The sequence below is a fragment of the Geodermatophilus pulveris genome, assembly GCF_900188375.1.
In the GTDB taxonomy this organism is placed as follows: domain Bacteria; phylum Actinomycetota; class Actinomycetes; order Mycobacteriales; family Geodermatophilaceae; genus Geodermatophilus; species Geodermatophilus pulveris.
Window position 1 is genome coordinate 501,697 of sequence record NZ_FZOO01000001.1, and the last position, 12,018, is coordinate 513,714.

10 protein-coding genes and 1 tRNA gene are annotated in these 12,018 nt (G+C 75.4%); 8 read left to right on the forward strand and 3 right to left on the reverse strand.

The genetic code is table 11. The annotated features are described in order from the left end of the window. Window positions 1-103 precede the first annotated feature (103 nt). The gene (locus tag CHB98_RS02495) at window positions 104-874 is read left to right on the forward strand and encodes an SDR family NAD(P)-dependent oxidoreductase (RefSeq protein ID WP_218822216.1); all 771 of its coding nucleotides are present in this window, start codon (window positions 104-106) and stop codon (window positions 872-874) included. Between the two features lie 90 nt (window positions 875-964). Here the strand turns inward: CHB98_RS02495 and CHB98_RS02500 are convergent. The 3 genes from CHB98_RS02500 to CHB98_RS02510 form a co-directional block, all read right to left on the reverse strand. Then, window positions 965-1,036, reverse strand: a tRNA-Arg gene (locus CHB98_RS02500). A 59-nt stretch (window positions 1,037-1,095) separates the two neighbouring features. Beyond that, complete coding sequence (locus CHB98_RS02505; protein WP_089303997.1) at window positions 1,096-1,731, reverse strand: DUF305 domain-containing protein; 636 nt, start codon at window positions 1,729-1,731, stop codon at window positions 1,096-1,098. Beyond that, the gene (locus tag CHB98_RS02510) at window positions 1,728-2,507 is read right to left on the reverse strand and encodes a thioredoxin-like domain-containing protein (protein ID WP_089303998.1); all 780 of its coding nucleotides are present in this window, start codon (window positions 2,505-2,507) and stop codon (window positions 1,728-1,730) included. Before CHB98_RS02510 ends, CHB98_RS02505 begins: the two co-directional genes overlap by 4 nt. 216 nt (window positions 2,508-2,723) lie before the next feature. On the opposite strand from CHB98_RS02510, the gene argS reads away from it, so the two are divergent. The 7 genes from argS to rpmE all read left to right on the forward strand — a co-directional run bounded on the left by argS (window position 2,724) and on the right by rpmE (window position 12,010). Beyond that, window positions 2,724-4,385: an arginine--tRNA ligase gene (argS, locus tag CHB98_RS02515; RefSeq protein ID WP_089303999.1), complete on the forward strand. Its 1,662-nt coding sequence runs from the start codon at window positions 2,724-2,726 to the stop codon at window positions 4,383-4,385. Next, window positions 4,382-5,905, forward strand: coding sequence for a diaminopimelate decarboxylase (gene lysA, locus CHB98_RS02520; protein WP_089304000.1), 1,524 nt, complete (start codon window positions 4,382-4,384; stop codon window positions 5,903-5,905). Before argS ends, lysA begins: the two co-directional genes overlap by 4 nt. Next, entirely contained in the window at window positions 5,902-7,203 is a 1,302-nt protein-coding gene (locus CHB98_RS02525; protein ID WP_089304001.1) for a homoserine dehydrogenase, read from the forward strand. Before lysA ends, CHB98_RS02525 begins: the two co-directional genes overlap by 4 nt. Next, on the forward strand, window positions 7,200-8,285 hold the full coding sequence (gene thrC, locus CHB98_RS02530) for a threonine synthase (protein WP_089304002.1): 1,086 nt from the start codon (window positions 7,200-7,202) through the stop codon (window positions 8,283-8,285). Before CHB98_RS02525 ends, thrC begins: the two co-directional genes overlap by 4 nt. Next, window positions 8,282-9,238 carry a homoserine kinase gene (thrB, locus tag CHB98_RS02535; RefSeq protein WP_245820871.1) on the forward strand — a complete coding sequence of 319 codons (957 nt, stop codon included), beginning with the start codon at window positions 8,282-8,284 and terminating at the stop codon, window positions 9,236-9,238. Before thrC ends, thrB begins: the two co-directional genes overlap by 4 nt. A 248-nt stretch (window positions 9,239-9,486) precedes the next feature. After that, on the forward strand, window positions 9,487-11,604 hold the full coding sequence (gene rho / locus CHB98_RS02540; RefSeq protein ID WP_089304003.1) for a transcription termination factor Rho: 2,118 nt from the start codon (window positions 9,487-9,489) through the stop codon (window positions 11,602-11,604). 181 nt (window positions 11,605-11,785) lie between these two features. Further along, on the forward strand, window positions 11,786-12,010 hold the full coding sequence (rpmE, locus tag CHB98_RS02545; protein ID WP_089304004.1) for a 50S ribosomal protein L31: 225 nt from the start codon (window positions 11,786-11,788) through the stop codon (window positions 12,008-12,010). Window positions 12,011-12,018: the final 8 nt, after the last annotated feature.

The window sequence follows — 12,018 nt, forward strand, 5'->3', positions numbered from 1 at the left end:
ACCCGGGTGCCGGGTGGTCTACCCCACGGTCGGGCCGGGCGTGGGGTGGCGGGCCGGCGTCCGGGGCGACAGGCTCGGCCTCCCGACGACGACAGGAGCGCAGGTGGCGAACAGCACGGTCCTCGACATGTTCCGGCTCGACGGCAGGGTGGCGATCGTGACCGGGGCGTCCTCGGGCCTCGGTGCGGTCTTCGCCCGCGCGCTGGCCGAGGCCGGCGCCGACGTCGCGCTCGGCGCCCGCCGCGAGGACCGGCTGGCCGGCACGCGGGCGGCGGTGGAGGAGGCCGGGCGGCGGGCGGTCACGGTGCGCACCGACGTGTCCCGGCCCGAGGACTGCCAGGACCTGGTGGACGCCGCGATGGCGGAGTTCGGGAAGGTCGACGTCCTGGTGAACAACGCCGGCGTCGGCACTGCCGTGCCGGCGACCCGCGAGACGCCCGAGCAGTTCCGCTCGGTCATCGACGTCAACCTCAACGGCTGCTACTGGATGGCGCAGGCCTGCGCGCGGGTCATGCAGCCGGGCAGCTCGATCGTGAACATCTCCAGCATCCTGGGGCTGACCACCGCCGGGCTGCCCCAGGCCGCCTACGCGGCGAGCAAGGCCGGGCTGATCGGGCTGACCCGCGACCTGGCCCAGCAGTGGACCGCCCGCAAGGGCATCCGGGTCAACGCGCTGGCCCCGGGCTTCTTCGAGTCGGAGATGACCGACCAGTACCCGGAGGGCTACCTCGAGGGGCAGCTGTCCCGGGTGCTGGCCGGCCGCAAGGGTGACCCGATGGAGCTCGCCGCGGCGCTGGTGTTCCTGGTGAGCGACGCGGGCGGCTACGTCACCGGGACCACGCTGCCGGTCGAGGGCGGCATGCTCACCAGCTGACCGGCGGTCGCCCGACACCCGGGTCGACAGGATGCGCGGGTGTGGAGGTCCCGCCGCTGGACCTGCACCCCGCGCATCGTGGCGCGGCGGTGCCCCCGGCAGGATTCGAACCTGCGCACCCGCCTCCGGAGGGCGGTGCTCTATCCCCTGAGCTACGGGGGCTCTGCGGTGGGGCGCGGACGAACCTACCAGCCCCGACGTGGCGTCCCGACGGCGGTGCGTCAGGGCGCGGGGAGCGGGGTGCCGCCCCGGGCGGCGAGCATCCGCTCCATCGTGGTCACCTCGGCCGCCTGCGTCTCGGCGACCGTGCCGGCCAGCCCGGCGACCGCCGGGACGGCGGCGTGCTCGGCGGCGTACCGCGCCATGTCGTAGCCGCCCTGGTGGTGGCGGATCATCAGCCGCAGGAACTCGCGGTCGAACCCCACCCCGGACAGCGAGCGCAGCCGGGCCAGCTCCTCCTCGGTGGCCATCCCGGGCATCAGGCCGCCGTCCGCGGTGTGCCCGCCGTGCGCCCCCATCCAGGCCATGGTCTCCCCGGCCGTCGGCGGCAGGCCCCACAGCGCGAGCCAGCCCTGCATGCGCCCGACCTGGTTCTGCTGGGTCTCGGCGATGTCGAACGCCAGCCGGCGGACCTCCGGGTCGGTGCTGCGCTCCAGCGCCGCGTTGGCCATCTCCACGCCCTGCAGGTGGTGCCGGGCCATGTCGCGGGAGAAGCCGGCGGCCACCGAGTCCGCGGCCGGGGCCGGCTCGCCGCGGCCGATGCCCAGCGCCACGGCGGCGCCACCGCCGATGAGCAGCAGCCCGACGGCGATGACGGCCAGCAGGACCACCCGCAGGGGGCCGCGCGCCGGGGTCACGGCGCGCCGGTCTCGGCCCCGGCCGTCGGCGTGGTCGGGGCGTCGCTCACGGGCGCCGCGGCGCCGCGGCTCTGGTCGTCGACGGTGAGCGGGTCGCCGGCGAACTGCGGGTTCTCACAGCTGGCGCCCGGCTCGGGGTAGAACTCCTGGTTGTAGGTCAGGAAGTCGGCGAACTGCGTGATCCGCGGGTCATCGGCGGAGTCGACCTCCAGCTGGTGGTTCCACGACTGCAGGCTGATCGGGGAGTCCTGGCCGGGGTTGGGCGAGACCATCCGGCCGGACTCGCCGGCCAGGTCGGTCAGCGTGGCCAGCGCGTCCCCCTGGACGACCGCGGGGTCGTAGGTGACCCACACCGCGCCGTGCTCCAGGCTGTGCACGGCGTTCTCCTGCCGGATGGGCACGTCGTAGACGGTGCCCGTGCAGTCGGCCCACTCGCCGTCGTGCGGCCCGCCGACGGGCGGCGACTGCTCGTAGGTGACCGGGGTGGTGACGTGCTCCTGGCCGGCGGCGTAGTCGAAGGTCTGCACGCCGGGGATCTCGTCGACGCTGTCCACCCGGGCGGCCTCGGCCTGGTTGACCTGCGTGACGGCGTAGGCGAGCACGGCGACGGCGAAGACCGCGACGGCCACCGCGGCGGCGATCAGCCCCCACGGCCGCTGCGGCGCGACGACGTTCGTGACCGGCGGGCGGGTGCGACCGCCCCGGGGCCCGGCCGCGCCCTGCCGGCCGGCCCCGCCGCGCGTGCGGGCGGGCTCGGGCTTGCGGTCCTTGGCCAAGGCCTCTCCTCGGTGCTCGGTGTGCACGGTGTGCGGCGCGCCCGCCGGTCGCGCCGGCCCGCCCGGCCGGCAGGGGCGCGCGGCGACGGCGCGCGGCGGTGCCGGGTCCCGAGTCTAGGTCGGCAGCCTGGGTGGACCCTGGGTGCGCCGGGCGTGGCGACGGCGGGGTGAGCAAGGCCGCACCGGGGGCGCAGGCGGCCTCAGTACGCTCGTGCGGTGACACCCGAGCAGCTCCGCGACGTGGTCCGCACCGCCGTGGCCGCCGCCGTCGAGCGCGGCGGGCTGGCCGTGCCGGTCCCCGACGACGTCGTCGTCGAGCGCCCGAGGAACCCCGAGCACGGCGACTACGCCACCAACGTCGCGCTGCGCCTGGCCAAGCCCGCCGGGCAGCCGCCGCGCGCGGTCGCCGAGGCGGTCGCCGGGCGGCTGCGCGAGCAGCCCGGGATCGCCGCGGTCGACGTGGCCGGCCCCGGGTTCCTCAACGTCACCCTCGCCCGCGGCGCGCTGGGCCGGATCGCGGTCGACGCGGTCACCGCCGGGCCCGCCTACGGGCACACCGACGCCCTCGCCGGGCAGCGGCTGAACCTGGAGTTCGTCTCCGCCAACCCGACCGGCCCCGTGCACATCGGCGGCACCCGGTGGGCGGCGGTCGGCGACGCGCTCGGCCGCCTGCTGGAGGCCGCCGGCGCGACCGTGACCCGGGAGTACTACTTCAACGACGCCGGGGCGCAGATCGACCGGTTCGCGCGCAGCCTCGTGGCGGCGGCGCACGGCGGGCCGGTGCCGGAGGACGGCTACGCCGGCGACTACGTCGGCGAGATCGCCGCGCAGGTCGTCGCGGCCGAGCCCGGCGTGCTGGAGCTGCCCGAGGCCGACCAGCAGGAGCGGTTCCGGGTGCGCGGCGTCGAGCTGATGTTCGCCGAGATCAAGCGGACCCTCGCGGCGTTCGGCGTGCGGTTCGACGTCTACTTCAGCGAGCGCACGCTGCACGAGACAGGGGCCCTGGAGAAGGCCATCGCCCGGCTGCGGGAGAACGGCCACGTCTACGAGGCCGACGGCGCCACGTGGCTGCGCACCACCGACTTCGGCGACGACAAGGACCGGCCGCTGGTCAAGAGCGACGGCGACCCCACCTACTTCGCCGCCGACTGCGCCTACTACCTCGACAAGCGCTCCCGCGGCTTCGACAAGGTCGTGATCATGCTCGGCGCCGACCACGCCGGCTACGTCGGCCGCTACCGGGCGCTGGTGGCGGCGGTCGGCGACGATCCCGACGCCAACCTGGAGATCCTGCTCGGCCAGCTGGTCAACCTGGTGCGCGACGGGCGGCCGGTCCGGATGAGCAAGCGGGCCGGCACCGTGGTGCTGCTCGAGGACCTCGTGGAGGCCGTCGGGGCCGACGCGGCGCGCTACGCGCTGGCGCGGGCCTCGGTCGACCAGCAGATCGACCTCGACCTCGACCTGTGGAGCCGGCAGACCAACGACAACCCGGTCTTCTACGTCCAGTACGCGCACGCCCGGATCTCCTCGGTGCTGCGCAACGCCGCCGACCTGGGCATCGCCCTCGGCGAGCCGGGCGACGTCGACACCGCGGTCCTGACCCACGAGCGGGAGAACGACCTGCTGCGGGCGCTCGGGGAGTTCCCGCGGGTGCTGACCTCGGCCGCGGAGCTGCGCGCCCCGCACCGGGTGGCCCGCCACCTGGAGGAGCTGGCCGGCACCTACCACCGGTTCTACGACTCCTGCCGGGTGCTGCCGCGCGGCGACGAGGAGACGACGCCGCTGACCGTCGCCCGGCTGTGGCTGTGCTCGGCGACCGCGGTCGTGCTGCGCAACGGCCTGGGCGTCCTCGGCGTGAGCGCCCCGGAGCGGATGTGAGGGCGCACCCCGCGGGCCCGCTGCACGGCGCGATCTCCCCGCCCCCGTCGGTCGGCCTGCCCCCGGACGACCTCGGCGCGCTCGACCCGGCCGTCTGGCCGCGCTCGGCGGTGCGGGTCGACGGCGAGCTGCACTTGGGCGGCCGGCCGGTCACCGAGCTGGCCCGGGCGCACGGCACCCCGCTGTTCGTCCTGGACGAGGCCGACTTCCGCGGCCGGGCCGCGGACTTCGCGACCGCCTTCGGCGACGCGGACGTGCACTACGCGTCCAAGGCGTTCCTCTGCGGGCAGGTCGCCCGCTGGATTGCCGACGACGGCCTGCACCTGGACGCCTGCTCGGGCAACGAGCTGGCCCTGGCGCTGGCCGCTGGCTTCCCGGCCGGGCGGATCGCGCTGCACGGCAACAACAAGTCCCTGGTGGAGCTGCGGCTGGCCGTCGACGCCGGCATCGGCCACGTCGTCCTGGACTCCTTCGACGAGATCGACCGCCTCGTGCCGCTGGCCGCAGCCCGGGTCGCCGCCGGCGGGCGACCGGTGCCGGTGCTCATCCGCACCACCGTCGGCATCGAGGCGCACACCCACGAGTTCATCGCCACCGCGCACGAGGACCAGAAGTTCGGCTTCTCGCTGGCCACGGGCGACGCGCTGACCGCCGCCGTCCGGGTGATCCGCGAGCCGGCGCTGCGGCTCACCGGCCTGCACAGCCACATCGGCTCGCAGATCTTCGACACCGCCGGCTTCGAGGCCGCCGCGCACCGCGTCGTCGGCCTGCTCGGCCAGGTGCGGCAGGCCACCGGCCAGGTGCTGGACGAGCTGAACCTCGGCGGCGGCTTCGGCATCGCCTACCTGCCCGAGGACGACCCGGTCGGCCCGGGCGACATCGCCCGCCGGCTGCGCACCGTCGTCGCCGCCGAGTGCGCGGCCCTGGACCTGCCGGTGCCCCGGCTGGCCGTCGAGCCCGGGCGGGCGATCGCCGGCCCCGGCACGGTGACGCTGTACGAGATCGGCACGATCAAGCCGGTGCGCCTGGGCAGCGGTGGGCAGGGCGCCCCGCAGGTGCGCAACTACGTCTCGGTCGACGGCGGGATGAGCGACAACATCCGCACCGCGCTCTACGACGCGTCCTACACCTGCGTGCTGGCCAACCGGTCCTCCGACGCCCCCCCGGCGCTGTGCCGGGTCGTCGGCAAGCACTGCGAGAGCGGCGACGTCCTGGTCCGCGACCTGTGGCTGCCGGCCGACGTGCAGCCCGGCGACCTGCTCGCCGTCGCCGCCACCGGGGCCTACTGCTGGTCGATGGCGAGCAACTACAACTACCTGCTCAAGCCGCCGGTGGTCGCCGTCCGGGACGGCGTCGCCACGGAGGTGGTCCGGCGGCAGACACTGGCCGACGTGTTCGCCCTCGACGCCGTCCTCGCCGACGTCCCCGCGCCCGCGCCGGCGCCGTCCCAGCCCGCACCGGAGCACGCCGCCGGAGCCCGGTCGACGAGCTCGCGAGTCGGCGCGGAGGCACGGTCGTGACCGCGCCGCTGCGGGTGGCGCTGCTCGGCTGCGGCACCGTCGGCAGCGCGGTGCTGCGGCTGCTGGCCGACCAGGCCGGCGACCTCACCGCGCGCATCGGCCGGCCGGTGGAGGTCGCCGGGGTCGCCGTCCGCCGTCCCGACCGGCACCCCGACGTCCCCGCGGAGCTGCTCACCACCGACGCGCACGGGCTGGTGACCCGGCCCGACGTCGACCTCGTCGTCGAGGTGATCGGTGGCACCGAGCCCGCCCGGTCGCTGCTCATGGCCGCCTTCGAGGCCGGCAAGTCGGTGGTGAGCGCCAACAAGGCGCTGCTGGCCGACGAGGGCGGCGAGCTGCACGCGGCCGCCGCCAAGGCCGGGGTCGACCTCTACTACGAGGCCGCGGTCGCCGGGGCCATCCCGCTGCTGCGCCCGCTGCGCGAGTCGCTGGCCGGTGACCAGCTGCGCCGGGTGGTCGGCATCGTCAACGGCACCACCAACTACATCCTGTCCCGGATGGCCGAGACCGGGCACGGCTTCACCGAGGCGCTGGCCGAGGCCACCGAGCTCGGCTACGCCGAGGCCGACCCGACTGCCGACGTGGACGGCTTCGACGCCGCCGCCAAGGCCGCGATCCTCGCCTCGCTGGCCTTCCACACCACGGTCACCGCCGCCGACGTCCACCGCGAGGGCATCTCCGCGGTGACCTCGACCGACGTCGCCCGCGCGACGGAGATCGGCTGCACGGTGAAGCTGCTGGCCATCTGCGAGCGGGTGCCCGGGAACGAGGACGGCGAGGGCGACTCGGTGGCCGTCCGCGTGCACCCGGCGATGATCCCGACGACGCACCCGCTGGCCGCCGTCGGCGGGGCGTTCAACGCGGTGTTCGTCGAGGCCGAGGCCGCCGGGCAGCTGATGTTCTACGGCCAGGGCGCCGGCGGCGAGCCGACCGCCAGCGCCGTCCTCGGCGACCTGGTCGCCGTGGCGCGCAACCGGGTCACCGGCACCGCCGGCCCCGGCGTCACCACCTACGCGGGCCTGCCCGCGCGGCCGATCGCGGAGACGCCCACCCGCTACCACGTGAGCCTCGACGTCGCCGACCGCCCGGGAGTGCTCGCCACCGTCGCCCAGGAGTTCGCCCGGCACGGGGTGAGCATCGCCACCGTCCGGCAGGACGGGCGCGGCGACGCCGCGACGCTGGTCATCGTCACGCACAGCGCGCCGGACGCCGCCCTGTCGGCCACGGTGTCCGCGCTCCGGGAGATGCCCGCCGTCCGCGGCGTCACCAGCATCCTGCGCGTGGAGGGACTGTCATGACGACGCAGCTGCCCGTCCGGGGCACCGTCTCCCCGCACTGGCCCGGGCTGATCGAGGCCTACCGCTCCCGGCTGCCGGTCAGCCCGGGCACGCCGGTGGTCACCCTGCAGGAGGGTGCGACCCCGCTGGTGCCGGCACCGGAGCTGTCCCGCCGTACCGGCTGCGAGGTCTACCTCAAGGTCGAGGGGGCCAACCCGACCGGGTCCTTCAAGGACCGCGGGATGACCATGGCCATCACCAAGGCCCGGGAGGAGGGCGCGCAGGCGGTCATCTGCGCCTCCACCGGCAACACCAGCGCCAGTGCCGCCGCCTACGCCGCCCGCGCCGGGCTGGTCTGCGCCGTCCTGGTGCCGACGGGGAAGATCGCGCTGGGCAAGCTCGCCCAGGCGCTGGTGCACGGCGCCAAGCTGCTGCAGGTCGACGGCAACTTCGACGACTGCCTCGCGCTGGCCAGCAAGCTGGCCATCGACTACCCGGTCAGCCTGGTCAACAGCGTCAACCAGTTCCGCATCGAGGGGCAGAAGACCGCCTCCTTCGAGGTCGTCGACGTCCTCGGGGACGCGCCGGACGTGCACTGCCTGCCGGTCGGCAACGCGGGCAACATCACCGCGTACTGGCAGGGCTACCGGGAGTATGCCGCCGACGGCACCGCCTCGCGGACGCCGCGGATGTGGGGGTTCCAGGCCGCCGGGTCCGCGCCGATCGTCACCGGGCACGTCGTGGAGCAGCCGCAGACGATCGCCACCGCCATCCGCATCGGCAACCCGGCGTCCTGGACCAAGGCGCTGGCCGCTCGCGACGAGTCCGGCGGGCGCATCGACGCCGTGACCGACCGCGCCATCCTCGCCGCCTACCGGCTGCTGGCCCGCACCGAGGCGGTGTTCGTCGAGCCGGCGTCCGCGGCCTCGGTCGCCGGGCTGCTGCAGGTCGCGGAGGCCGGGGAGCTGGAGCCCGGCCAGCGGGTGGTCTGCACGGTGACCGGCAACGGCCTCAAGGACCCGGAGTGGGCGATCTCCGGCGCCCCGTCCCCGGTGACGGTGCCCGTGGACGCCGCCGTCGCCGCCGCCAAGCTCGGCCTGTGAGCGGAGCCCCGGCGGTGCGGGTCCGGGTGCCGGCCACCAGCGCGAACCTCGGCCCCGCGTTCGACTGCGCGGGCCTGGCGCTGACCCGGTACGACGAGGTCGAGGTGTCCCTGCTCGACCGCGGGCACACCGAGATCGTCGCCCACGGCGAGGGTGCCGACACCCTCGTCTGCGACGAGACCCACCTGGTCGCCCGCGCCTTCCGGGCGGCGTGCGCACAGCTCGGCTGGGACGCCCCCGGCCTGCGCATCGAGGCCCGCAACGCCATCCCGCAGGGGCGCGGGATGGGCTCCTCGGCCGCCGCCGTGGTCGCCGGCGCGCTGGCCGCCTGGGCGATGTGCCCGGACGTCGAGGTGGTCGACCGGGACGCCGTGCTGCGGCTGACCACCGCGATGGAGGGCCACCCGGACAACGTGGCCGCCTGCCTGCTGGGCGGGTTCACCCTGTCCTGGACCACCGACGCCGGCGCGTCGGCCGACACCCTCCGGGTGCACGACGACGTGCTGCCCGTCGTGCTCGTGCCCGGCGGCACGCTGTCCACGCCGCTCGCCCGCGGGCTGCTGCCCGATGCCGTCCCGCACGCCGACGCGGCCTTCACCGCCGGGCGGGCAGCCCTGCTGGTGCACGCGCTGACGCGCGAACCCGGCCTGCTGGGCGAGGCCACCGAGGACCGGCTGCACCAGCGGCAGCGCGCCGCGGCGATGCCGGACTCCGCGCGGTTGCTCGGGCGGCTGCGCGCCGCGGGGCACGCCGCCGTCGTCTCCGGCGCCGGGCCCAGCCTGCTGGTGCTCACCCGGCGCCACCCCGACGACCCGCCGGGCGACCCGGACGGCGCCGTCCGGGTCCGCGAGGTGGTCGATCTCACCCCACCGGGGTGGATCGTGCTGCCACTCGGGGTGGATCCGCGGGGGGCGCAGGTCACGGGGCCGGCCGAGCGGGTATCGTCTCGGTAACGAGGAACACACCGGTACTCACCAGTGTTGTCGCGTCCATGGGCCCGCACTAGGCTCAGGACGTAGCCGCCCAGCAGGGCGAGCCTCGCGCGGGGCGTTGCAGACGATCTGATGTCCGTCGCCGCACAACGGCTCCGCACCCACTTGATCCGCACCTCCCGCTGCCTGCTCAAGACCACCGGGCGGGGGAGGGACCGGGTCACCCCCTGCGCTGGTAGGCGCAGGTCTCCGCAGGGAAGGACCTGTACGTGAGCGAGACCACCGACCTCGTCACCGCGCCGCAGGGCGCGACCTCCGACGAGGCACCTGCCGCTCCTGGGACGACGGGTCGCACCCGCCGCCGCGGCAGCGGGCTCTCCGGCATGCTGCTGCCCGAGCTGCAGCGGCTGGCCGCCGAGCTCGGCATCTCCGGCACCGGCCGGATGCGCAAGGGCGACCTGGTCGCCGCCATCTCCGCCCGCCAGGTGAACGGCGACGGCGCGGTCGATGCCGCCCCCGCCGCCCCCGTGGCCGAGGCCCCGCGCCCGGCCGCCGCCACGGCTCCGCCGGTCGAGGCGCCCGTGAGCGGGGGCGCCAACGGCGGCCCGGTCACCGCGCCGGCCGAGACCGGTGGCGAGGCCGCGCCGCGCCGCCGGCGCGGGGCCAGCCGCCCCGCCGGCTCGCCGGTCGCCCACGGCAGCGACGGCGACGCGCCCCCCGGCGGTGACGCGGCGCTGGCCGCGGCGCCCGCGGCGCAGGTCGAGGCCCCGGTCGCCGACACCACGGCCCCGGCCCGCGAGCGGACCGACGGCGAGCAGGCCGACGGCGAGCGCCCCGGCGACGACCGCCCGCAGCGCAACCGGGACCGCGGGCGGACCCGCGGCGACCGCGACGGCGGCGAGCGCGCCCCCCGCGGGGATCGGGACGGCGGCGAGCGGCCCGAGCGCGGCCCCCGCACCGACCGCGACGGCCGCGACGGCCGGGCGGAGCGGGACGGCACCCGCGGCCCCGACCGCGGCGAGCGCGGCGGCCGGCCGGACAACCGCACCGACCGCGGCCCGGACACCCGGACCGACCCGCGCAACGACCCGCGCAACGACCCGCGCAACGACCCGCGCAACGACGAGGACGACGACGACTTCGAGGGCGGTCGCGGCCGCCGCGGCCGCCGCTACCGGGACCGCAACCGCCGCGGCACCAACCCCACCCGCGAGCGCTTCGACCAGGGTGAGCCGACGGTCAGCGAGGACGACGTCCTGCTGCCGGTCGCCGGCATCCTCGACGTGCTGGACAACTACGCGTTCGTCCGCACCTCCGGGTACCTGACCGGCCCGAACGACGTGTACGTGTCGCTGTCCCAGGTGCGCCGCCACGGGCTGCGCCGCGGTGACGCCATCACCGGCGCCGTCCGCCAGCCGCGCGAGGGCGAGCGCAAGGACAAGTACAACGCCCTGGTCCGGCTCGACTCGGTCAACGGCCTGGACCCCGACCAGGCGCGCAACCGGCCGGACTTCACCAAGCTGACCCCGCTCTACCCGCAGGAGCGCCTGCGGCTGGAGACCGAGCCGCACCAGCTGACCACCCGGGTCATGGACCTGGTCATGCCGATCGGCAAGGGGCAGCGCGCGCTCATCGTCAGCCCGCCCAAGGCCGGCAAGACGATGGTGCTGCAGTCGATCGCCAACGCGATCACGACGAACAACCCCGAGTGCCACCTCATGGTCGTCCTCGTCGACGAGCGGCCCGAGGAGGTCACCGACATGCAGCGCTCGGTGAAGGGCGAGGTCATCGCCTCGACCTTCGACCGGCCGCCGTCGGACCACACCACGGTCGCGGAGCTGTCCATCGAGCGGGCCAAGCGCCTGGTCGAGATGGGCCACGACGTCGTCGTCCTGCTGGACTCGATCACCCGGCTGGGCCGCGCCTACAACCTGGCGGCCCCCGCCAGCGGGCGGATCCTGTCCGGTGGTGTGGACTCCACGGCGCTGTACCCGCCCAAGCGCTTCCTCGGTGCCGCCCGCAACATCGAGAACGGCGGCTCCCTCACCATCATCGCCTCCGCGCTGGTGGAGACCGGTTCCACGATGGACACGGTCATCTTCGAGGAGTTCAAGGGCACCGGTAACGCGGAGATCAAGCTCGACCGCCGGCTGGCGGACAAGCGGGTCTTCCCGGCCGTCGACGTGAACGCGTCGGGCACGCGCAAGGAGGAGATCCTCATGTCGCCCGACGAGCTGGCCATCGTCATCAAGCTGCGCCGGGTGCTCGCCGCGCTGGAGCCCCAGCAGGCGCTGGAACTGCTGCTGGACAAGCTGCGCAAGACGCGCAACAACGTCGAGTTCCTCATGCAGATCCAGAAGACGACCCTCGGCCCCGAGCGCGATTGAGGAAGGACCCTCCTGCTCCCCGACCCCCGCTCCGCTCGGGCCGGGACCCTGCAGGAGGGCCGTTCCCGTACGTCACCAGCGGTCAGGGACACTGACCAGCTGGACCCGCTGTGCGGCCGGAATGAGCGGCCGGCCGCCGGCGTTCGAGCACCTGGACGACACAGACCCCGGAAGAGGCGACATGAAGCAGGGCATCCACCCCGACTACCACACCACCACGGTGACCTGTGGTTGCGGGAACACCTTCACCACCCGCAGCACGGCGCCCGGCGGCACGCTGACGGTCGAGACCTGCTCGGCCTGCCACCCCTTCTACACGGGCAAGCAGCGGATCCTCGACACCGGCGGCCGCGTGGCCCGCTTCGAGAAGCGCTTCGGCAAGCGCGGCGCGAACGCCGGCCAGTAGCACCCCCG

Coding starts and splice junctions, on each gene's coding strand:
- thrC (WP_089304002.1), top strand. CDS start 7,200: ATGACGACGCAGCTGCCCGTCCGGGGCACCGTCTCCCCGCACTGGCCC.
- rpmE (WP_089304004.1), top strand. CDS start 11,786: ATGAAGCAGGGCATCCACCCCGACTACCACACCACCACGGTGACCTGT.